Source organism: Pseudomonas sp. 13B_2.1_Bac1 (genome assembly GCF_025466155.1).
Lineage (GTDB): Bacteria > Pseudomonadota > Gammaproteobacteria > Pseudomonadales > Pseudomonadaceae > Aquipseudomonas > Aquipseudomonas aylmerensis.
In genome coordinates, this window is record NZ_JANLOH010000089.1 from 472,012 (window position 1) to 492,692 (window position 20,681).

A 20,681-nucleotide genomic window follows, 5' to 3' on the forward strand; every position below is an offset into this window, starting at 1 on the left:
GAGGCCTGAGCATGTTGCGTTTTATCCTGCAAAAACTCGGGATGGCGATCCCGACGCTGTTGCTGATTTCGGTGATGGTCTTCGCGTTGATTCGCCTGATCCCGGGCGACCCGGCGCTGCTGATGCTCGGCGATATGGCCGACCCCCAGAGCCTGGCCGAGATGCGCCACACCCTGGGCCTGGATCACTCGTTGGTGACGCAGTTCCTGATCTGGTTCAAGGCGGTGTTGAGCTTTGACCTGGGCTTTTCCATCAGCACCAAGCAGGCGGTGTTGCCGCTGATCCTGGACCGCTTCAGCGTCAGCGCGACCATCGTGCTGGTGGCGGTGTTGTTCGCCACGCTGATCGCGGTGCCCATCGGCCTGATCGCCGCCTGGAAACAGAACACTGCGCTCGACCTCGGCCTGGTGTCGGTGGCGACGTTGCTGCTGTCGATCCCCAGCTTCTGGCTCGGCCTGCTGTTGCTGCATGCCTTTGGCATCCAGCTCGGCTGGCTGCCGGTGGTGGGCTACGTCAGTTTCGCCCAGGCGCCGTGGCAGGCGATCAGCTACATGGTGCTGCCGGTGGTGACCCTGACGCTGGTGGAAGTCGGCGCGATCACCCGCATGGCACGGGCCAGCACCATTGAAGTGCTGCGCCTGGAGTACATCGCCCATGCCCGCGCCAAGGGCTTGTCGGAGCGCGCGGTGCTGTGGAAACACGCACTGCCCAACGCCTTCGCCCCGACCTGGACCCTGGTGGGGCTGATCCTCGGCAACCTGCTGGGCGGCATCGCGGTGCTGGAAACCGTGTTCACCCTGCCAGGCATCGGCCGCTTGATGGTGGATGCGATTTTCGCCCGCGACTACCCGGTGCTGCAGGGCTGCCTGTTGCTGATCACCTTTATCTACGTGCTGGTCAACCTGTGTGTGGATCTGCTCTATCCGCTGTTCGATCCAAGGGTGAAGTTATGAGTTCGAGTATTGCCGTGCCCGTGCAGGCCAGGCGTCGACGCGGGTGGGCGCCGGCCAATGCCCTGATCGGCGGCGGGCTGCTGGTGGCCTTGATTGCGCTGGCGTTGATGGGCCTGGTGTGGTCACCGTTCGACCCGCTGAAAATTGACCTGATGTCACGCTTCCAGGCGCCCTCGGCCACGCACTGGCTGGGCACCGACGAGTTCGGTCGCGACGTGTTCAGCCGCCTGTTGATCGGCGCGCGCACCAGCCTGTGGGTGAGCCTGCTGACGGTCAGCGTGGCCGTGCTGGCCGGCACCCTGATCGGCATGCTCGCCGGTTACCTGCGCGGCTGGACCGACCGCGTGCTGATGATGTTCAACGATGCCTTGCTGGCGTTTCCGGGCATCCTCATGGCCCTGGGCATCATGGCGATCATCGGTGCGAGCAAATACGGGATCGTGCTCGCCTTGGGCATCGCCTACACGCCGTCGGTGGTGCGCGTGGTGCGCGGCACGGTGCTGTCCCTGCGCGAGCTGGAGTACATCGAAGCTTCGCGGGTGATCGGCAACTCCGAGCTGTACACCATGCTGCGGCACATCGCGCCGAACTGCCTGGCGCCGTTGTGTGTACTGGCCACCAGCATGTTCGGCTGGGCGCTGCTGTCGGAAAGCGCCTTGAGCTTCCTCGGCCTGGGCGTGCCGCCACCGGCAGCGACCTGGGGCAACATGCTCGCGAGCAGCCGGCCGTATATCGCCTCGGCGCCGTGGCTGGGTGTGTTCCCCGGGCTGTTTATCTGCCTGACGCTGCTGGCGATCAACCTGTTTGGCGATGCCCTGCGCGATCGTCTCGACCCCCGGATGAGGAAGTGAAGATGTCCGCCAATCCTGTTTTGCTGAACGTCGAACACTTGCAGATCCGCGTGGGCGAACACGGCCCGCTGGCAGTCGACGACCTGAGTTTCAGCATCGCGCCCGGTGAAATCGTCGCGCTGGTGGGCGAGTCCGGCAGCGGCAAGACCATGGCCGCGCGCGCCGCCATCGGCCTGCTGCCGTTGCCCATGCAAGTGTGCGGCGGGCGCCTGGATTTCCAGGGCCGTGACCTGGCCAGCGTCAGCCCCGAGGAGCTGCGGGCGATTCGGGGCGCGAGCATCGGCATGGTGTTCCAGGAGCCGATGGTGTCGCTCAATCCGGCGCTGAAGATCGGCCAGCAGATGAGCGAAGCGCTGAGGCTGCACACCGACCTCGACCCGCCGCAGATCCGCGAGCGTTGCCTGACCATGCTGCGGCGCATCGGCATCAAGGCTGCCGAGCGTTGCCTGGAATCCTATCCGCACCAGTTTTCCGGCGGCATGCGCCAACGCATCATGCTGGCCTCGGTGATGCTGCTGCGTCCGGCGCTGTTGATTGCCGACGAGCCCACCACCGCGCTGGACTGCCTGGCGCAGCTGGATGTGATCGAGCTGATGCTGGAACTGACCCGCGAGCAGGGCACGGCCATTCTGTTTATCAGCCATGACCTGTCCCTGGTCGCCCGTTATGCGCACAAGGTGGTGGTGATGCGTCACGGCCAGGCGGTGGAGCAGGGCACGATTGAAGATATCCTGCTGGCGCCCAAGGCCGAGTACACCCGCCAGTTGCTGGAGGCATTGCCACGGCGCGGCGTGCTGGCGCCATTGCCGACCAGCAACGGGCCGTTGGTGGAAGTGGACCAGGTGTGCATCGAGCACCCGGGGCCGACCTCGTTCTGGGGCAAGCGCCAGCACACCCGTGTGGTGCACTCCGCGAGCCTGGTGATTGCCCCCGGCGAAACCCTGGCGCTGGTGGGCGGCAGCGGCTCGGGCAAGACCACCCTCGGGCGCTCGCTGGTAGGCCTGATCAAACCATGCGCCGGTGCGATCCGCTTCAAGGGCGTGGACATCCTCAAGGCCGCCAACCGCACGCACCGCCTGCAATGCCAGATGATCTTCCAGGACCCGTATTCGTCCCTGAACCCACGGATGAAAATCGGCGACATCCTCGCCGAACCGCTGCGTCACGAACCCGGCCTCAACGCCGCCCAGCGACGTGAGCGGGTGGCGCAGACCCTCCAGGACATCGGCCTGGGCGCGCAGTTTGTCGAGCGTTTCCCCCATCAGCTCTCCGGCGGCCAGCGCCAGCGCGTCGCCATCGGCCGCGCGCTGGTGCGCCACCCGCAACTGGTGATCGCCGACGAGCCGATTTCGGCGCTGGACATGACTATCCAGAAGCAGATTCTCGAGCTGTTCGAACGCCTGCAGGCGCAGTACGGCTTTGCCTGCCTGTTCATTTCCCATGACCTCGCGGCGGTGGAGCGTATCGCCCATCGGGTGGCAGTGATGCACCAGGGCACTGTGGTGGAAGTAGGGGCGCGCGAACAGATCTTCGACCATCCGCAGCACCCGTACACCCGGCAGTTGCTGGCTGCCGCCAGCCCACTGGAGAAACTGCCGGACGGCGGCTACCGAATACGACCGGCGATTTAACCCCCTGATTTCACCCGGCGTGCAGGCCTTCAAACCCTGCGCGATGGGGAATGTCGTGCCCAGAAAAACAATAAGACCTACTCACCGATAACGACTGCCAGGAGCCAAGAACATGCATAACAACAACCTCAACCTGATCCTGAAGGGCGTCGGCCTCATGAGCGGGGGCCTACTGTGCGTCCCGGCCCAGGCGGACTTCATCAAGGACAGCAAGGCTGATCTGGAACTGAAGAACTACTACTTCAACCGTGATTATCGCGAGGACGCCGGGCAATCCAAACGCGAGGAATGGGCCCAGGGTTTTATCCTCAACCTGAAGTCGGGCTTCACCGAAGGTACCGTGGGCTTTGGGGTGGACGTGGTCGGCATGCTCGGCCTGAAACTCGATTCCAGCCCGGACCGCTCGGGCTCCGGCCTGTTGTCGCGGGACAACGACGCGACGCCGGGCAAGCCGAGTTATGCCAAGCGTGCCCACGATGAATATTCCAAGTATGGCGTGACCGGCAAGGTGCGCTTTGCCCAGAGCGAACTGCGCAGCGGCTACCTGCTGCCGGACCTGCCGACCTTGCAACCGAACACCAGCCGGCTGTTCCCGCAGACGTTTCGTGGCACCCAGGTGACCTCGACGGACATCGCCGGGCTGGCGTTGATCGGTGGGCAGATCGACCAGACCAAACAGCGCGAGTCCACCGACTACGAAGACATGGCGCTGACCAGCCAGAGCGGCGCCTACAAAAGCTCCGGCAAGAGTGACCGCTTCCGCTTTGCCGGCGGCGACTACAAGCTCACGCCGGGCATGACCCTCAGCTATCACTTTGCGCAACTGGAGGACATCTACCAGCAGCATTTCGTCGGGGTGAAAAACAGTTTCGCCCTGGGCGGCGGCACCCTCAAGACCGACATCCGCTACTTCGATGCGGACAAGTCGGGTGCGGGCCTTGCAGGCAAGGTCGACAACCGCGCGCTGAGTACGCGGGCGATGTTCAGCTACAAGGGCCACAGTGTTGGCGGGGGGTATCAGGAGCAGTATGGCGAGACGCCGTTTACCTATGTGGACGGGACGAACACCTACCTGTTTTCCGAGTACCAGTTGAGCAACTTCTCGCAGACCAACGAGCGCGTCTGGCATGCGCGGTATGACTTCGACTTTGCCGCGTTGGGCGTGCCGGGGCTGACGTTTTCGACGCGTTGGGCCAAGGGCGACCAGGCCGAGGTGAAGGGGTTCGTGGGGGAGGGGCGTGAGTGGGAGCGCGATATTGACCTGGGCTATGTGTTTCAGTCCGGGGCGCTCAAAGGGGTGTCGTTGCGCTGGCGCAATGGGTTGAGCAAGGCTAACTATCTCCGGGATATGAACGAGAACCGGGTGATTGTTGGCTATACCGTGGCGCTCTGGTGATGCGAGTGGGGGCGACTCGGTCTGAATGTGGGAGCTGGCTTGCCTGCGAGGGCGGTAAGTCGGCGTACCGCTCCATTCCTGCGTCTGGGTTTGCGGTCTGGGACCGTGCGCCTAGGCGAAACAGGGATGCCCACCGGGGCAACCCGTCATCCCTTGTTGCGCGCCACCCGCAACTTGCTGGCCACATCCAGGTGTCGATGCAGCAGCGTCGACGCCCACTCGTTATCGCCTTGCTCCAGCGCATCGAGGATCGCCAGGTGTTCCTGGCACGAGACTTTCACGCGTTCCACGTTGTTCACCGTGTGGAACTCGGTCAGCCGGCGCAAGCGGTTCTGTTGCTGGATCGCCTGGAGGATGTAGCCGTTGCCGGAGGCTGCTGCGAGCAGTTCGTGGAATTCGGCGTTGCATTCGATGAAGCGCTGCCCGTCGACCTTGCCTTCGAGCAGTTCCATCTGGCGCTCGCGGCAGCGGCGGAAGTGTTCCGGGTGGATCTTGAAGGTCGGTTCCAGCAGCCCGGCCGGCTCCAGCAGCATGCGGAAGCGGTAGCTTTCGAAGCGCGTCTGCGGGCTGTTCAGCGTCGGCAGGAATTGCCAGCCATGCCCGTGCTTGCGCTGCATCACGCCTTCATCCGAGAGCCGCAGCAGGCAGCGGCGCAACACACTTTTGCCAACGCCGTAGCGGCGCAGCAAATCACTTTCGGAAATCTGGTCGGGCAGCACCTGGTTCAGCCGGTCGTCGATCAGCCGCGTGTACAGCTGGTCCTCTTCGTTGTGCAACTCACTGAATTGCTGCGCCAGGCCATCGGTTGCCTGCAGCGGGACGCGATAGCCCTGCTGCGGCAACGGCTCGATGGCCTGCTGTTCGGCCAGGTAGGAAAGCGCACTGCGGATCGGCGAGCGCGATACGCCCAGGCGCTGCGCCAGTTCCACTTCCTTGAGGTGCATACCGGGTTGCAGGTCGCCGCTGGCGATGGCGGCAAGGATCTGCCCGGCGACTTTGGTCTGCAGCGAAGTGAGTGGGGCCATGGTGCGAAGTCTTTCCTGTGACAGGGGAGGCAAGGATACCCGGAAAAGCTGAATTATAGGCGGCTCAAATACATCAGCGCCGCGTCGATCAAATCTTTATCTGCATTATTTGAAATATAAAAACATCCAGAGGACCCATCATGACTTACATCCCGCTGCCCCGGGCCCTGCCCACCGAACGCGGCGTCGACCCGGCCGGCATTCTCGATTTTCTCCGGGCCGTGGCCGAGGCCGGCCTGGAGCTGCACAGCTTCATGCTGTATCGCCAGGGCGCAGTGGTGGCCGAGGCCTTCTGGCGGCCTTATTCGGCGCATCGCCCCCACGTGCAGCATTCGGCAACCAAGAGCTGGACCGCCACCGCCGTCGGCCTGTTGATCGATGACGGGCGCCTGAGCCTCGACGCCAAGGTCGTGAGCTTCTTCCCCGAGCTGTGCCCGCAACCTGTCAGTGCGAACCTCGCGGCGATGACGGTCGAGGATCTGCTGACCATGCGCACCGGCCACACCCGCGGTATTTCCGGCGGTGACTGGCGCAACCTGCAAAGCAGCTGGGTCGAGGCGTTTCTGAAGGAGCCGGTGGACGAGCCGCCGGGCCAGTCGTTTATCTACAGCAGTGCCTCGAGTTTCATGCTCTCGGCCATCGTCACCCAGGTCACCGGGCAGACCCTGCACGCGTTGTTGCAGGCGCGCGTCCTCGATCACCTGGGTCTGGACCGTCTGGAGTGGGACCTGGCGCCAGGCGGTTTCAACGCCGGGGGCAATGGCTTGAGCTGCACCAGCGAAGACTCGCTGAAGTTCGGCGTGCTGCACCTCAACCGTGGCCAATGGCAGGGCCGCCAGTTGCTCTCGCCACAGTGGGTCGACGATGCCACGCGCAACCAGGTGCAGGATGTGTGGATGGGCGAATTCGACGGCAAGCAGTACCTGCCGCGCGACAAGAACAAGGCCAACGAAGCCCAGCGCGAAGGCTATGGCTACCAGTGGTGGATGACCGAGCACGGTGGCTACTACGCCTCTGGCGTGTTTGGCCAGCAGTGCATCGTGCTGCCGGCACAGGACACGGTCATCGTGTTCACCTGCGGCCTGCGCCTGGGTGAAAAGCGCTTGCACCAGGCGCTGTGGCAACACCTGTTCCCGGCGCTGGGCCGCGCGAGTGCGGATGCCCAGGGCAGCCAGGCGCAATTGGACGCGCTGATTGACGAGCTGCACCTGCCGACGTTGCAAGGCCTGAAAAGCTCGCCCGCCAGTACCACCCTGCAAGGCCGTTTCAGCATCGAGCCCAATGAAGACGGCGTGCGCGAACTGGCTTTTGATTTCCATCCCGATCACTGCGATTTCACCCTCGTCGACCACCGTGGCACCCATCACCTGCGCGCGGGTTTCCAGCAGCCGTTGGAGTCGATCACCAGCCTCACCGGCAATTACCTGCACCACCAATACCAGCCGGAGCAGACCCCGGTAGTCGCCCAGGCCTGCTGGACTGCCGAGGGCGAGTTGCGCATGGACTGGCGCTTTGTCGAAACCGCCTTCGGCGACCACGTCAGTTGCCGCTTGCATCACGGCCGCGTGCACTTCGCGCGCGGCGTCAATACCAATGCCGGCGCCTTGCAGCGCCCGACCCTGATCGGCACGCGCATCGCGTCTTAAGGAGTACACCCATGACCTCTTCCTTGTGGGCGCCATTTACCGCCATGCGCCCGTTCAACCGCGCGCCGATGCTGTTTGATCGCGCCGCCGGCATGCACTACACCACCACGGATGGGCGCCAGGTGCTCGATGCCATGGCCGGGCTCTGGTGCGTCAACGCCGGTCACGGCCAGGCGCGGATTGTCGAGGCGATTCGCGAAGCGGCGGGGCGCCTGGACTTTGTGTCCTCGTTCAAGATGAGCCATCCAGCCGCACTGACCCTGGCCGACCGGCTGGTGGCCAGCGCCCCGGACGGCCTGGATAAAGTGTTCTTTACCAACTCCGGCTCGGAAGCGGTGGACACCGCGCTGAAGATCGCCCGTGCCTACCATCAGGCCCGTGGCGATTGCCGCCGCACCAAACTGATCGGCCGCGCCAAAGGTTATCACGGCATGGGCTTTGGCGGGCTGTCGGTGTCGGGCATTGGCCGGCAGAAACGCGACTTCGGGCCGCTGCTCGGCGACGTCGCGCACCTGCCGCTGCCCTATGATGCCGGCTCGCGTTTCAGCCTCGGCCAACCGGAGCAAGGCGTGCAGTATGCGGACGCCTTGCTGCACCTGCTGGAGATTCACGACCCGGCCACGGTGGCGGCGGTGATCGTCGAGCCGGTGACCGGTTCCGGCGGCGTGTATGCGCCGCCACTCGGCTACCTGCAGCGCCTGCGCGAGCTGTGTGATCGGCATGGCGTGCTGCTGATTTTCGACGAGGTGATCACCGGTTTCGGCCGTGTCGGCCACAGCTTCGCTGCCCAGGCGTTTGGCGTGACCCCGGACCTGATGACCCTGGCCAAGGGCCTCACCAACGGTGCGGTGCCGATGGGCGGCGTGCTGGTCAGTGGCGCCGTGTATGAGGCCTTCATGCAAGGCCCGGAACAGGCGATTGAATTGATGCACGGCTACACCTATTCCGCCCATCCGCTGGCGTGCGCCGCAGGTCTCGCGACCCTTGAGGTGCATGAAGAGTTGGGCATCAACGCCCATGTGCAGCAGATCGCCCCGCTGTGGCAAACCACTGCGCTGGCCCTGCGCGAACAGCCGCTGGTGCTTGATGTGCGTGCGATTGGCCTGCTGTGCGCCGTCGAACTCAAGCCCCGCGACGGGGCGCCGGGGGCACGCGCGGCCGAGGTGGCCCAGCGCTGTTTCGATGCAGGCGTGCTGGTGCGCGCGTCCGGAGAAAATATCGTGCTGTCGCCGCCGCTGATCCTCGACCAGGAACAACTTGCGCTGATCTTCCACACCCTGGCGCAGGCCCTTGAGGCGACGCGATGAACCACCGGGATTTCTATATCGACGGGCAGTGGGTCAAGCCCTTGGGCACCGAGACCCTGGCAGTGATCGACCCGTCCACCGAGTGCGCGCTCGCGACCATCAGCCTGGGCACGCTTGGCGACCTCGACCGGGCAGTGGCTGCCGCCCGGCGCGCCTTCGATCACTACAGCCAGTGGACGCGGGAGCAGCGCCTGGCGTTGCTGGCGGCGATCATCGAGGGCTATCGCGAACACAGCGAGGCCCTGGCGCAGTGCGTGCACCAGGAGATGGGCGCGCCCTTGTCACTGGCGCGCAGTGCCCACGTGCCGGCCGGGCTGGGTCACTTGCAGCGGGCCTATGCGGTGCTCGAAGACTACGCGTTCGACCGCGCCCACGGCAGCACGCTGATCAGTCGCGAGCCGATCGGCGTGTGCGGCCTGATCACGCCCTGGAACTGGCCGCTCAACCAGCTCACCTGCAAGCTCGCCCCGGCCTTGGCGGCGGGCTGCACGATGGTGCTCAAGCCCAGTGAAAAGGCGCCGCTGTCGGCCATGCTGCTGGCCGATATCCTGCACCGCGCCGGGGTGCCCAAGGGCGTGTTCAACCTGGTCAACGGTGACGGGCCGACGGTCGGCGACGGCATGGCGCGGCATGCCGGTATCGACATGCTGTCCTTCACCGGCTCCACCGGCGCAGGCATCGCGGTGGCCAAGGCGGCAGCGGACACGGTCAAGCGCGTGTCGCAGGAACTGGGCGGCAAGTCGGCCAACCTGATCCTGGCCGATGCCGACCTTGAGGCGGCAGTGCGCCATGGCGTCAGCAGCTGTTTTCGCAACAGCGGGCAATCGTGCAATGCGCCGACGCGAATGTTGGTGCCACGGGCGTTGCAGGCGAGGGCGGTGGCGATTGCACAGGCAGTCGCCGGGCAGATCTGCTTCGACGACAGCCACCCGGCCACGGCCATGGGACCCTTGGCCAATCAGGCGCAGTTCGAGCGGGTGCAGGCGTTGCTCGCAGCCGTCGACAGCCCGCCCGTCTGCGGAGGCGTGGGCCGCCCGCATGGGGTGAAGACGGGTTTCTACGCCAGGCCCACGATCTTCGCCGATGTCGATCCAGACACGCCGATTGCCCGCGAGGAAGTGTTCGGCCCGGTGCTGGTGATCATCCCCTACGACAGCGAAGACCAGGCGATTGCCATCGCCAATGACAGCCCTTACGGGCTCTCTGGCTATGTCACCGCCGGCAGCCTGGCGCGTGCACGTGCCGTGGCCCGGCGCCTGCGCACCGGCATGGTCCATCTCAACGGCAGCAAGGCTGACAACGGCGCGCCGTTCGGCGGCTACAAGCAGTCGGGCAATGGCCGCGAATGGGGCGTGTTCGGGCTGGAGGACTATCTGGAAGTGAAGTCGCTGTTCGGCTACCAGCCTAGCCCGGATTGAACAACGCCTGTTGCATCGCCTGCGGCGGCTGGCCGAAGGCGCGCAGGAAGGCCTGGCGCATGCGCTCGCGGTCGCCGAAGCCGGTTTCGCGGGCGACGACTTCCACCGGGTGGCGGCTGGTCTCCATCATTGCCCGCGCGGCTTCCACGCGCAGCGACTCGATGGCCTTGGCCGGCGTCTGCCCGGTTTCCTCGCGAAACACGCGGCTGAACTGGCGCGGGCTGAGCCGGGCGACCTCGGCCAGGGCTTCCACCGACAGGTCGTGGGTGAGGTTTTCGCGGGCGTAGGCCAGGGCCAGTTGCACGCGGTCGGACTTGGGGTCCAGTTCCAGCAAGGCCGACAGCTGCGACTGCTCGCTGCCCCGGCGCTGGGCAATCACCAGCTTGCGTGCGATGCGCCGCGCAAGATCGCTGCCCAGGTCGTTCTCGACCATCGCCAGCGCGAGGTCGACCCCGGCACTCATGCCGGCGCCGGTCCAGATCTGGCCGTCGACCACGAACAGCTTGTCTTCTTCCAGGTGGATAGCCGGGTAACGCTTGCGAAAGGCCGGTGCGTGAATCCAGTGGGTGGTGGTGCGCTTGCCCTCCAGCAGGCCGGCTTCGGCCAGTACAAAGATGCCCATGCACAACGAGGCGATCCGCCGCGATTGCGCGGACGCGGCCTTGACCAATTCCAGCAGGCTCAGCTCCGGCAGGCGAAACTCCATGTAGCCGCTGACAATCAGCGTGTCATAGCCTTCGGCGCGCACCTGGGTGGTGTTCACCGAGAAACCCTGGGACGCCATCACCGCACCGCCATTCTCCGACACCAGATGAAACTCATAAGCCGGTTCGCCGCGCAGCAGGTTCGCGCACTCGAACACCGACCCGACGCTGAGACTCAGGCATTCGAAGTTCGGGTAAACCATCAGCGCAACGCTGTGCATCGCATCTCTCCAGGAGCGTGGGAGAGGCGATTGTCGGCGGCCGCCGGGAAAACGGCAACCGCCTTTGCGGCGTGTCCGGAATCCTTGCGGATATGACATTGTGAGCGCCTGGCCCCATCCCTAACATTCACCCAACGACAAGACGACTGGTCTAATCGGACGGGATGAAGACATGAGCAGCGAAACCAGAAGTGCACGGCAGATCATTCTTGACAGTGCACGACCCATTGTCGGCGCCAAGGGATTTTCTGCGGTCGGCCTGAGCGAAATACTGCAAGCCGCCGAAGTGCCTAAAGGCTCGTTCTATCACTACTTCACGTCCAAGGACGCGTTTGGCGTGGTCCTGCTCGACACCTACTTCGACCAGTACGTGCAGGGCATGGAACAGCTGTTCAACCAGTCGGGTTTGTCCCAGCACACCAAATTGATGCGCTACTGGCAGTGCTGGATCGACAACCAGACGGGCTGCACCGATGCCGGCAAATGCCTTGCCGTCAAACTCGGCGCGGAGGTGTCAGACCTATCAGAGCCCATGCGCCTGGCATTGCAGCGGGGCACCTCACGCACCATCGATTTACTCGCCGTGGCCATGCAGCGCGGCGTGCAGGACGGCTCGCTGTTGCTCGAATGCAGCCCGCAGGTCCTGGCCCGGCAGCTGTACGCGTTATGGCTGGGCGCCAGCGTCATGAGCAAGATCACCCGCACACCTGCGCCTTTTGACGAGGCGTTGTTGCTGACCCGACAGCTGTTGGGTCGCCCTGAAAACCCTGACATTCACATCGATCGAGGCACTGGAAAATGAAAGTATTAATGGTACTGACCTCTCACGACCAGCTTGGCGACACCGGCCGCAAGACCGGCTTCTGGCTCGAAGAATTTGCTGCACCGTATTACGTGTTCAAGGACGCCGGTGCCGAACTGGTGCTGGCTTCCCCGGCCGGCGGCCAGCCGCCGCTCGACCCGGTGAGTGATCAGCCGGATGCGCAAACCGAGCAGACCCGCCGCTTCGCCGCCGACCCGGCTGCACAGCAGGCGCTGGCTACTACCGTCAAGCTGGACACGGTCAACGCGGACGACTTCGACACGGTGTTCTACCCAGGTGGGCACGGCCCGCTGTGGGACCTGGCGGAATCGCCGACCTCCATCGCGCTGATCGAGGCGTTCGAACGTGCTGGCAAGCCCATCGGCTTTGTCTGCCATGCACCGGGGGCCTTGCGTCACGTCAAGGCGGTGAATGGCGAGCCGCTGGTCAAGGGCCGTCGCGTCACCGGCTTCTCCAATTCGGAAGAAGCGGCGGTGGGCCTCACCGACGTGGTGCCGTTCCTGATCGAAGATGATTTCAAGAAACTCGGCGGCCACTATGAGAAGGGTGCTGATTGGGCCTCTTTTGTCCTCGAAGATGGTTTGTTGATCACCGGGCAGAACCCTGCCAGTTCCAGCGATGTGGCCAGGGCCCTGCTGAAACTCACCGCCTGAGCTAATTAACTGCAGTCACTCCTTGGCGACGCGCAAGCGTCGCCAACGCTTTTGTTCGTCCTGAATTTGGAAAATTTCACATGACCCAGCCTGTTTTAAGTACGCCGGTCACCCTCGGCCACCACACATTGAACAACCGGGTCGTACTGCCGCCCCTGACCCGCCAGCGCAGTGCGCAACCTGGCGATATCGCCACCGCGCTGATGGCCGAGTACTACCGCCAGCGTGCCGGTGCCGGTTTCATGGTCAGCGAGGGCACGCAGATCGAGCCCCGTGGCCAGGGCTACGCGTGGACGCCGGGGATTTATTCGGCGGCGCAGATTGATGGCTGGCGCACGGTCACCGATGCCGTGCACGCCGACGGCGGGGTGATCTTTGCCCAGCTGTGGCACGTCGGCCGTGTGTCGCACAACGCGTTGCAGCCTGAGGGCGCGGCGCCGGTCGCACCCTCGGCGATTGCCGCGCTGCAGGCCAAGGCCTTTATCGAAACCGGGCCTGGCGTCGGCGAGCTGAAGCAACCGCCGGTGCCGCGCGCCTTGACCACGCTTGAGGTCAAGGCATTGGTCGCGCAGTACGCCCAGGCCGCCCGCAATGCGCTGGACGCCGGGTTTGACGGGGTGGAAATCCACTCGGCGAACGGTTACCTGGTCAACCAGTTCATCTCGGCGCATGCCAACCAGCGTGATGACGAATACGGTGGCTCGCTGGATAACCGCCTGCGGTTCCTGCGCGAGATTGTAGAAGCGGTGTGCCAGGTGGTCGGCCCGGAACGCCTCGGCGTGCGGTTTTCGCCGTTGTTCAGCGGCACCGACCAGGACCGCGTGTACATCGGCCTGGTCGAGGAAGACCCGCATCACACCTATATCGAGGCGATCAAGGTGCTGGAGGCGTCGGGTATTGCTTACCTGTCCATCGCCGAAGCCGACTGGGACAACGCGCCCGACCTGCCCGACAGCTTCCGTCAGGCCGTGCGCGAGACGTTCAGCGGGCGGATCATCTACGCCGGGCGCTACACCGCCGAACGCGGCGCGCGCCTGGTCGAGGCGGGGCTGGCGGACTTGATTGCCTTCGGTCGTCCGTTCATTGCCAACCCGGACCTGCCGCAGCGGATCTTCAAGGGCTGGCCGTTGAATCCGCTGCGCGAAGAGGGGATGTACGGTGGGGGAGAAGCAGGTTATATCGACTACCCCACCTACCTCGGGTAATCACCCCGCCAATCCGGGAGGGGTTGCCTGCTGATTACTCCACCCGCAACACGATCTTGCCGATGTGGTCCCCACCTTCCATGCGCGCATGGGCCTGGGCCGCGTCGGTGTATTCGTAGACTTTGTCGATGATCGGCAGGCAGCGCCCGGCGGCCAGTACCGGCCACACGTGCTCGCGCAGCTGCGCGGCAATCGCGGCCTTTTCGTCCTTGGTCCGCGAGCGCAGCAGCGAACCGGTGATGATCGCGCGCTTGGCCATGATGGTCAGCAGGTCGACGTCATTGCCCTTGCCGCCACCGAGGAAGCCGAGCATCACCAGGCGACCCTCCATGGCCAAGGCCTTGAGGTTATTGCTCAGGTACGAGCCGCCCATGATATCCAGCACCACGTTGACGCCCTTGTCGGCGGTTTTTTCGGCGATGACCTGGGCAAAATCCTGCTCGCGGTAATTGATCGGCTCGCCGCCCAGCTTGGCAATGGCGGCGCACTTGTCGGCACTGCCGGCCGTGGCAAACGCCTGGAGGCCAAACTCGCGGCAGAGCATCAGCGCGGTGGTGCCGATGCCGCTGGTGCCACCGTGGATCAGCGCACGCTGGCCTTTGTGGGCGCCGCCCAGGCCGAACAGGTTGGCCCACACGGTGAAGAAGGTTTCCGGCACGGCGGCGGCTTGAATCCAGTCCATGCCTTGCGGGATCGGCAGCGCCTGGCTGGCCGGCACGCTGCAAAACTGTGCATAGCCGCCGCCATTGGTCAGGGCGCAGACCTTGTCGCCCACGGCGTATTCGCTGACACCGTCACCCAGCGCCACCACTTCACCGGCGATTTCCAGGCCGGGGATCGGGCTCATGCCGGGTTTCATCGGGTACTTGCCGGCGCGTTGCAACGCATCCGGGCGATTGACGCCGGCGGCATGCACGCGGATCAGGATCTCGCCGGCGCCTGCCACCGGCACATCGGCGCGGCGCGGTTGCAGCACTTCAGGGCCGCCGGGGGCGGTGATTTCGATCAGGGTCATTTCTTTGGGAAGTGTCATTTGAGCCTACCTGCAGCGATGAACGTATGGGTTGGGACCGTGGCGAGGGGGCGGCGGTTCAGCACGATCGTGCCCGGCGACCGCGCGGGATTCGGGCGCGTAAAAAAAGGCCGGGCAAGCCCGGCCGATAAAGTCAGACATTAACTCAGCGTTTCAGGAACGCCAACAGGTCTTCGTTCAACTGCTGGGCGTGGGTCACCGCGAACCCGTGCGGCGCGTCCTTGTACACCTTCAGTTCGGCGCCCTTGATCAACTCCGCCGCCACTTTGCCGGTGGTCTCGAACGGCACGATCTGGTCGCCATCGCCATGGATCACCAGGGTGGGTACGTCGATCTTGGCCATGTCCGGGCGGAAGTCGGTTTCGGCGAACGCGGTGACGCAATCCACCGTGGCCTTGAGCGAGGCCAGCAGGGCGATTTGCAGGGTCTGGGTCTGCACGCCTTGGGAGACGACCTGGCCCTTGTTGATACCATAGAACGGTGCGTTGAAATCGCTGATGAACTGCGCGCGATCCTTCAGCAGCTCGGTCTTGAACCCTGCGAACACATCGAGCGGGACACCCTGCGGATAGTCGGGCTTCTGGCCGAACAGCGGGGTGACGGCGCCCAGCAGCACCAGGCCGGCCACCCGTGCACTGCCGTGGCGGGCGATGTAGCGGGCCACATCGCCGCCGCCCATGGAGAAGCCCACCAGGGTCACCTCCTTGAGGTCCAGGTGTTCGATCAACTGGGCGATGTCGTCGGCGAAGGTGTCGTAGTCGTTGCCGGTCCAGGGTTGGTCCGAGCGGCCAAAGCCGCGGCGGTCAAAGGCGATGGTGCGATAACCGCGGCTGCTGAGGTATTCCATCTGGTATTCCCACATGTCGGCGTCCAGTGGCCAACCGTGGCTGAACAACACCGGTTTACCGCTGCCCCAGTCCTTGAAATAGATCTGGGTACCGTCTTTTGCAACAAATGTGCTCATGCAAAAACTCCTGGTTGAGGGGGCTGAAAGACTCTAGCGCACTATTGCGTGAAACCGGACGAAGGGCTTGTACCGGTGTGCTCGGTTGAACGGTTCAGCGTCTATGCTGGTCCACTGACCTCTACCGTCAGATCACACAGGTGAACGAAATGGCCAAGACTTACAGCTACGCCGCCCAGAACGCCAAGGATGCCCTCAAGCCCTTCACCTTCGAGCGCCGCGCGCCGGGGGCCGAGGACGTCCAGATCGACATTCTGTATTGCGGCGTCTGCCACTCCGACCTGCACACCGCACGCAACGAGTGGAACAACACCCTGTATCCCTCGGTGCCCGGCCACGAAATCGTCGGCCGTGTGACAGCGGTGGGCGCCAACGTGAAAAAATTCAAGGTCGGCGACCTCGCCGGCGTCGGCTGCATGGTCGACAGCTGCCAGCACTGTGCGTCCTGCGCCGAGGGCGAGGAGCAATACTGCGAGAACGGGTTTACCGGCACCTACAACGGCCCGGTGTTCGGCGGTGAAAACACCTTTGGCGGTTATTCGGACAGCATCGTGGTCAAGGAGAAGTTCGTGCTGCGCATCTCCCACGATGATTCGAACCTGGCAGCGGTGGCGCCGCTGCTGTGCGCTGGCATCACCACCTACTCGCCGCTGCACCACTGGAAGGTCGGCCCCGGCAAGAAAGTCGGCGTGGTCGGCCTGGGTGGCCTGGGGCATATGGCGGTGAAGATCGCCCATGCGATGGGCGCACACGTCACGCTGTTCACCACCTCACCCAACAAGCGCGAAGACGGCCTGCGCCTGGGGGCCGATCAGGTGGTGGTGTCGAAGAACGCGGATGAAATGGCCAAGGTCGCCAACAGCCTGGACTTCATCCTCAACACCGTCGCTGCACCGCATAACCTGGATGTGTTTCTCAACCTGCTCAAGCGTGACGGCACCATGACCCTGGTCGGCGCGCCCGACAGTCCGCACCCGTCGCCGGCGGTATTCGGCCTGATCTTCAAGCGCCGCAGCCTGGCTGGCTCGTTGATCGGCGGGATTCAGGAGACCCAGGACATGCTCGACTTCTGCGCCAAGCACGGGATTGTCTCGGACATCGAGATGATCGATATCCAGGGGATCAACGAGGCGTATGAACGGATGCTCAAGGGCGATGTGAAGTATCGATTCGTGATCGATATGGACAGCCTGAAGAAAGCAAGCCACGCGGCCTGAGGCCCGTCCCTGCAGGAGCCGGCAAGCCGGCTCCTGCAGTTTTGTATTTAGGCTGAGAGGTGTTCGTACAGGATTGTCGCACCCACCAGCATCAGCACCACGCCGCCGACGATCTCGGCACGTTTGCCCACCACGGTGCCCAGCACCCGGCCCAGCATCATGCCGATGGTCACCATGGTCATGGTCGCGAGGCCGATCGCGGCGGACGCCACCAGGATATTCACGTCGACAAACGCCAGGCCCACGCCCACCGCCAGCGCGTCGATGCTGGTCGCAAATGCCGTGACCGCCAGGATCATGAACGAATGCTGGGTCGGTTTTTCGGCCTCGTCATCATCGGCCTTGAGCCCGTTGTAGATCATGTGCAGGCCCAGCACCGCGAGCAGGGTGAAGGCGATCCAGTGGTCCCAGTTCTCCACCCAACGCGTCGCAGCATGGCCGATGGCCCAGCCGATCATCGGGGTAATGGCTTCGATCACGCCGAAGATCAGGCCGGCGCGCAGGGCTTGGGTCAGGCGTGGCTTGTGCAGGCTGGAGCCTTTGCCGATGGCCGCCGCGAAGGCGTCCGTGGACATGGCAAGGGCGAGAAGGATCAGGGAAATGGGGTTCACGGTCAGGCTTCCAGTCGGGCTATATGAGACAACGACACACCCACACGCCCGACTTTGGGCATGGATGTGTCGCTGGTCTCACCAACCGAAAAGACGGTGTTCGCACCACGGCAGGTTGCCGAATATGTTGATACGAACGCTTCCGACAGGATCAGAAGCAGGTTACTCCCCAACGAGGTGGGCGATCTTAGGCGAGCGTAGATGAAAAATTTGTCAAAAGGCCTTATTGCAGTTCGCGGATGATCCGGCAGAACACCGGGTCATCCAGGTAAGCCACGTTCAGGCGCGTCCACGGTACTGTGTTCTTCGGTTGTGTGGAAAAGATCGCCCCCGGCGCGAGCATCACGCCCTGGGCCAGGCACAGGCGGGTGAGGGCGTTGGCATCCTCGACAGTCGGGAAGCGGGCCCACAGGTACAGGCTCTGCTCGGGCCGGCAGAACACCTCGGCGCCGAGTTCGTCGAGCAGCGCCAGGCCTCGGGCGGTGGCGTGGCGCAGGCGATCCTGCAGGCGCGAAAGGTGGCGCAGGAAGTGCCCTTCGCCGAGGATCACGTCAATGGTGCGCTCGCTGTACTCGGCGCCGCTGTTGTGCAGGATCATCTTGATGTCCGCCAGTTCCTCGACGCGCTGCTTGCTGCCAGCGATAAAGCCCACGCGCAGGGCTGCCGACACCGATTTGGAAAAGCTGCCGACGTACAAGGTGCGGTTGAGCTGGTCGAGGGCCGACAGCTTGATCGCCGAACTGGGCTTGAAGTCGGCCATCGCATCGTTTTCCACCAGCAGCAGGTCGTAGGTCTCGGCGATGCGCAGCAACTGGTGCGCCTTGGCCGGGGACAGGTCCGAGCCGGTGGGATTGTGGCCGATCGACTGCAGGAAAAACAGGCGCGGGCGATGGGTCTTGATCAACTGCTCCAGCGCCTGCAGGTTCGGCCCGTCGGGTTCGCGCGGCACGCCGAACATGCGCGCGCCCTGCAACTGCAGTTTGCCGAACAGCGGGTAGTAGCCGGGATCTTCGACCAGCACCGGGTCGCCGGGGTTGAGGTAGCGCCGGATGATCAAGTCCATCGCATGGTTGGCACCCAAGGTGGTCACCAGTTGGCGCGGCGACACCGGCAGCGCGTAGTCCGCCAGCTTTTGCACCAGGCGTGCGCGTAGCCCGGCGTTGCCCAGGCGTGTGCCGTAGCGAAACAGCGTGGTCACCCCGGCGCGCACCACCTGGCGGTGGAACTTGTCCAGGCGCATGTCCATCAGCCATTCCACCGGCGGGAAGCCTTCGCCCAGGTGCGAGTGGCCCGGGTCGCGCACAAATTGCTGGCGCATCATCCAGATGGTGTCGAGGGCGCGGTTGTAGGGTTGGCTCTCTTCGTCTTCGCTGGTGTGGGCCACGCGCTTGATCACGAAAAAGCCCTGGCCATGGCGCGCCTCCACCAGCCCGTCGGCGGCCAGGTGCTCGTAGGCGGTGATCACGGTGTTCTTGGAATGCCCATGCAGGCGCATGTATTCGCGCAGCGATGGCAGCTTCTCGCCGGCCTTGAGGGCGCCGTCGGTGATTTGCTGGGCGATGGCGCTGGCCACCTGTTGCGCGAGGGTCGGGCGCGACATGCTGCAATTCCTCGTGGGTTCTTGTTATGGGTACAGTGGCTGAACTGTCCGGCAAAACTGTACCTTCTTTCAAGGCTACAGATGGGGCAATTTGGCGGCATCCAATAACAAACGACTCCTTGAGGAGCCCCTGAATGCCCATCGATTCCCGCTTGCCCAACTTCCGCAGCCTGTCCCCACGCCAGCGTCTTGAACACCTGCAACCCTTGCTCGGCTTGAGCAACGACGATGTGGCGCTGCTGCGTGACGCCGGTGCGCTGCCCCTGGAAATCGCCGACGGCATGATCGAAAACGTCATCGGCAAATTCGAATTGCCGTACGCCGTGGCCAGCAACTTCCGCATCAACGGTCGCGACGTGGTGATCCCGCTGGTGGTGGAAGAGCCGTCGGTGGTGGCTGCCGCTTCGTTCATGGCCAAGCTGACGCGCCCGGCCGGCGGTTTCCAGACTTCCAGCAGCGCGCCACTGATGCGCGCGCAGGTGCAGATCATCGGCATCAGCGACCCGTTCAATGCGCGGCTGAGCCTGCTGCGCAACAAAGATGAAATCATCGCCCTGGCCAACAGCAAGGATCAGTTGCTCAACACCCTGGGCGGCGGCTGCCGCGATATCGAGGTGCACACCTTCGCCGACAGCCCGCGCGGGCCGATGCTGGTGGCGCACCTGATCGTCGACGTGCGCGACGCCATGGGCGCCAACACGGTCAACACCATGGCCGAGGCCGTGGCGCCGCTGATGGAGCGTCTTACCGGCGGCAAGGTGCGCCTGCGCATCCTGTCGAACCTGGCCGATTTGCGTTTGTGCCGTGCCCAGTTGCGCATTGCCCCGCAGCACCTGGCCACCGCCGAGTACAGCGGTGAAGAGGTGATCGAAGGGGTGATCGACGCCTACACCTTCGCCGCCATCGACCCGTACCGCGCCGCCACCCATAACAAGGGCATCATGAATGGCATCGACCCGCTGGTAGTCGCCACCGGCAATGACTGGCGCGCGGTAGAGGCGGGGGCGCACGCGTACGCCTGCCGCAGCGGGCACTATGGTTCGCTGACCACGTGGGAGAAAGACCGCGAGGGCCACCTGGTCGGCACCCTGGAAATGCCCATGCCGCTCGGCCTGGTCGGCGGCGCCACCAAGACCCACCCACTGGCGCAGTTGTCCCTGCGCATCCTTGGGGTGAAAAGCGCCCAGGAACTCGGTGAAATCGCCGTGGCGGTCGGCCTGGCGCAGAACCTCGGCGCGTTGCGCGCGCTGGCCACCGAAGGCATTCAGCGCGGGCACATGGCATTGCACGCGCGCAATGTGGCGCTGTCCGCTGGTGCTCGTGGGGACGAAGTGCAGTGGCTGGTCGAGCGCATGGTCGCCACCCATGACGTGCGTGCCGACAGTGCCCGGGCGCTGTTGCTCGACAAGCGCGGGCAGTGAGC

Annotated in this window: 18 protein-coding genes; 12 read left to right on the plus strand and 6 right to left on the minus strand. The window is 64.3% G+C overall.

Going from position 1 to position 20,681, the window contains the following annotated elements:
- Window positions 1–11 precede the first annotated feature (11 nt).
- From NTD80_RS22435 to NTD80_RS22450, 4 genes are all read left to right on the plus strand, one after another.
- On the plus strand, window positions 12–953 hold the full coding sequence (locus tag NTD80_RS22435; RefSeq protein WP_065905853.1) for an ABC transporter permease: 942 nt from the start codon (window positions 12–14) through the stop codon (window positions 951–953).
- Window positions 950–1,804, plus strand: a complete 855-nt coding sequence (locus tag NTD80_RS22440) for an ABC transporter permease (protein ID WP_262135045.1) — start codon at window positions 950–952, stop codon at window positions 1,802–1,804. Before NTD80_RS22435 ends, NTD80_RS22440 begins: the two co-directional genes overlap by 4 nt.
- A 2-nt stretch (window positions 1,805–1,806) precedes the next feature.
- Window positions 1,807–3,435, plus strand: a complete 1,629-nt coding sequence (locus NTD80_RS22445; RefSeq protein ID WP_262135046.1) for an ABC transporter ATP-binding protein — start codon at window positions 1,807–1,809, stop codon at window positions 3,433–3,435.
- 157 nt (window positions 3,436–3,592) lie between these two features.
- The gene (locus tag NTD80_RS22450) at window positions 3,593–4,831 is read left to right on the plus strand and encodes an OprD family porin (protein ID WP_371920704.1); all 1,239 of its coding nucleotides are present in this window, start codon (window positions 3,593–3,595) and stop codon (window positions 4,829–4,831) included.
- Window positions 4,832–4,977: 146 nt separating this feature from the next.
- Here NTD80_RS22450 and NTD80_RS22455 read toward each other — a convergent pair whose 3' ends face one another.
- On the minus strand, window positions 4,978–5,856 hold the full coding sequence (locus NTD80_RS22455) for a GntR family transcriptional regulator (RefSeq protein ID WP_065905861.1): 879 nt from the start codon (window positions 5,854–5,856) through the stop codon (window positions 4,978–4,980).
- Between the two features lie 140 nt (window positions 5,857–5,996).
- Here NTD80_RS22455 and NTD80_RS22460 point away from each other — a divergent pair, with 140 nt between their 5' ends.
- Genes NTD80_RS22460 through NTD80_RS22470 form a run of 3 tightly spaced genes read left to right on the plus strand, consistent with a single transcriptional unit; the run spans window position 5,997 to window position 10,227 of the window.
- Window positions 5,997–7,502, plus strand: coding sequence for a serine hydrolase domain-containing protein (locus tag NTD80_RS22460; protein WP_262135047.1), 1,506 nt, complete (start codon window positions 5,997–5,999; stop codon window positions 7,500–7,502).
- 11 nt (window positions 7,503–7,513) lie between these two features.
- The gene (locus tag NTD80_RS22465; protein WP_262135048.1) at window positions 7,514–8,809 is read left to right on the plus strand and encodes an aminotransferase class III-fold pyridoxal phosphate-dependent enzyme; all 1,296 of its coding nucleotides are present in this window, start codon (window positions 7,514–7,516) and stop codon (window positions 8,807–8,809) included.
- Window positions 8,806–10,227, plus strand: a complete 1,422-nt coding sequence (locus NTD80_RS22470) for an aldehyde dehydrogenase family protein (protein WP_262135049.1) — start codon at window positions 8,806–8,808, stop codon at window positions 10,225–10,227. Before NTD80_RS22465 ends, NTD80_RS22470 begins: the two co-directional genes overlap by 4 nt.
- Here the strand turns inward: NTD80_RS22470 and NTD80_RS22475 are convergent.
- A complete protein-coding gene (locus NTD80_RS22475) occupies window positions 10,214–11,152 on the minus strand; it encodes a GlxA family transcriptional regulator (RefSeq protein WP_065905870.1) in 939 nt (312 codons plus the stop codon). The two genes, NTD80_RS22470 and NTD80_RS22475, sit on opposite strands and share 14 nt — an antisense overlap.
- A 172-nt stretch (window positions 11,153–11,324) precedes the next feature.
- On the opposite strand from NTD80_RS22475, the gene NTD80_RS22480 reads away from it, so the two are divergent.
- From NTD80_RS22480 to NTD80_RS22490, 3 genes are all read left to right on the plus strand, one after another.
- Window positions 11,325–11,954: a TetR/AcrR family transcriptional regulator gene (locus NTD80_RS22480; RefSeq protein ID WP_262135050.1), complete on the plus strand. Its 630-nt coding sequence runs from the start codon at window positions 11,325–11,327 to the stop codon at window positions 11,952–11,954.
- Window positions 11,951–12,628: a type 1 glutamine amidotransferase domain-containing protein gene (locus NTD80_RS22485; RefSeq protein WP_262135051.1), complete on the plus strand. Its 678-nt coding sequence runs from the start codon at window positions 11,951–11,953 to the stop codon at window positions 12,626–12,628. The genes NTD80_RS22480 and NTD80_RS22485 overlap by 4 nt, the downstream gene beginning before the upstream one ends.
- Window positions 12,629–12,708: 80 nt before the next feature.
- The gene (locus NTD80_RS22490) at window positions 12,709–13,833 is read left to right on the plus strand and encodes an alkene reductase (protein ID WP_065905880.1); all 1,125 of its coding nucleotides are present in this window, start codon (window positions 12,709–12,711) and stop codon (window positions 13,831–13,833) included.
- A gap of 34 nt (window positions 13,834–13,867) precedes the next feature.
- On the opposite strand, the gene NTD80_RS22495 is transcribed toward NTD80_RS22490, so the two are convergent.
- Window positions 13,868–14,866: an NAD(P)H-quinone oxidoreductase gene (locus NTD80_RS22495; RefSeq protein ID WP_262135052.1), complete on the minus strand. Its 999-nt coding sequence runs from the start codon at window positions 14,864–14,866 to the stop codon at window positions 13,868–13,870.
- A gap of 145 nt (window positions 14,867–15,011) precedes the next feature.
- Window positions 15,012–15,830 (minus strand): alpha/beta fold hydrolase, encoded by an 819-nt coding sequence (locus tag NTD80_RS22500; RefSeq protein WP_262135053.1) that lies wholly within the window; start codon window positions 15,828–15,830, stop codon window positions 15,012–15,014.
- A 149-nt stretch (window positions 15,831–15,979) separates the two neighbouring features.
- On the opposite strand from NTD80_RS22500, the gene NTD80_RS22505 reads away from it, so the two are divergent.
- Window positions 15,980–17,047 (plus strand): NAD(P)-dependent alcohol dehydrogenase, encoded by a 1,068-nt coding sequence (locus tag NTD80_RS22505; RefSeq protein ID WP_065905886.1) that lies wholly within the window; start codon window positions 15,980–15,982, stop codon window positions 17,045–17,047.
- Between the two features lie 47 nt (window positions 17,048–17,094).
- Here NTD80_RS22505 and mntP read toward each other — a convergent pair whose 3' ends face one another.
- Both mntP and NTD80_RS22515 read right to left on the minus strand, forming a co-directional pair.
- Window positions 17,095–17,658: a manganese efflux pump MntP gene (mntP, locus tag NTD80_RS22510; protein ID WP_120448210.1), complete on the minus strand. Its 564-nt coding sequence runs from the start codon at window positions 17,656–17,658 to the stop codon at window positions 17,095–17,097.
- 223 nt (window positions 17,659–17,881) lie between these two features.
- The gene (locus tag NTD80_RS22515) at window positions 17,882–19,258 is read right to left on the minus strand and encodes a PLP-dependent aminotransferase family protein (protein WP_262135054.1); all 1,377 of its coding nucleotides are present in this window, start codon (window positions 19,256–19,258) and stop codon (window positions 17,882–17,884) included.
- Window positions 19,259–19,392: 134 nt separating this feature from the next.
- Between NTD80_RS22515 and NTD80_RS22520 the strand changes: the two genes are divergently transcribed.
- Window positions 19,393–20,679, plus strand: coding sequence for a hydroxymethylglutaryl-CoA reductase, degradative (locus tag NTD80_RS22520; RefSeq protein ID WP_065905891.1), 1,287 nt, complete (start codon window positions 19,393–19,395; stop codon window positions 20,677–20,679).
- The last annotated feature ends 2 nt before the right edge of the window (window positions 20,680–20,681 follow it).

What these genes read in the sequence shown, in the direction of transcription:
- NTD80_RS22490 (WP_065905880.1), top strand. Translation starts at nt 12,709, where the DNA reads ATGACCCAGCCTGTTTTAAGTACGCCGGTCACCCTCGGCCACCACACA.
- NTD80_RS22475 (WP_065905870.1), bottom strand. Translation starts at nt 11,152, where the DNA reads ATGCACAGCGTTGCGCTGATGGTTTACCCGAACTTCGAATGCCTGAGT.
- NTD80_RS22520 (WP_065905891.1), top strand. Translation starts at nt 19,393, where the DNA reads ATGCCCATCGATTCCCGCTTGCCCAACTTCCGCAGCCTGTCCCCACGC.
- NTD80_RS22500 (WP_262135053.1), bottom strand. Translation starts at nt 15,830, where the DNA reads ATGAGCACATTTGTTGCAAAAGACGGTACCCAGATCTATTTCAAGGAC.
- NTD80_RS22495 (WP_262135052.1), bottom strand. Translation starts at nt 14,866, where the DNA reads ATGACACTTCCCAAAGAAATGACCCTGATCGAAATCACCGCCCCCGGC.
- NTD80_RS22455 (WP_065905861.1), bottom strand. Translation starts at nt 5,856, where the DNA reads ATGGCCCCACTCACTTCGCTGCAGACCAAAGTCGCCGGGCAGATCCTT.
- NTD80_RS22485 (WP_262135051.1), top strand. Translation starts at nt 11,951, where the DNA reads ATGAAAGTATTAATGGTACTGACCTCTCACGACCAGCTTGGCGACACC.
- NTD80_RS22440 (WP_262135045.1), top strand. Translation starts at nt 950, where the DNA reads ATGAGTTCGAGTATTGCCGTGCCCGTGCAGGCCAGGCGTCGACGCGGG.
- NTD80_RS22465 (WP_262135048.1), top strand. Translation starts at nt 7,514, where the DNA reads ATGACCTCTTCCTTGTGGGCGCCATTTACCGCCATGCGCCCGTTCAAC.
- NTD80_RS22450 (WP_371920704.1), top strand. Translation starts at nt 3,593, where the DNA reads ATGAGCGGGGGCCTACTGTGCGTCCCGGCCCAGGCGGACTTCATCAAG.
- NTD80_RS22505 (WP_065905886.1), top strand. Translation starts at nt 15,980, where the DNA reads ATGGCCAAGACTTACAGCTACGCCGCCCAGAACGCCAAGGATGCCCTC.
- NTD80_RS22460 (WP_262135047.1), top strand. Translation starts at nt 5,997, where the DNA reads ATGACTTACATCCCGCTGCCCCGGGCCCTGCCCACCGAACGCGGCGTC.
- NTD80_RS22480 (WP_262135050.1), top strand. Translation starts at nt 11,325, where the DNA reads ATGAGCAGCGAAACCAGAAGTGCACGGCAGATCATTCTTGACAGTGCA.
- NTD80_RS22445 (WP_262135046.1), top strand. Translation starts at nt 1,807, where the DNA reads ATGTCCGCCAATCCTGTTTTGCTGAACGTCGAACACTTGCAGATCCGC.
- NTD80_RS22435 (WP_065905853.1), top strand. Translation starts at nt 12, where the DNA reads ATGTTGCGTTTTATCCTGCAAAAACTCGGGATGGCGATCCCGACGCTG.
- NTD80_RS22470 (WP_262135049.1), top strand. Translation starts at nt 8,806, where the DNA reads ATGAACCACCGGGATTTCTATATCGACGGGCAGTGGGTCAAGCCCTTG.
- NTD80_RS22515 (WP_262135054.1), bottom strand. Translation starts at nt 19,258, where the DNA reads ATGTCGCGCCCGACCCTCGCGCAACAGGTGGCCAGCGCCATCGCCCAG.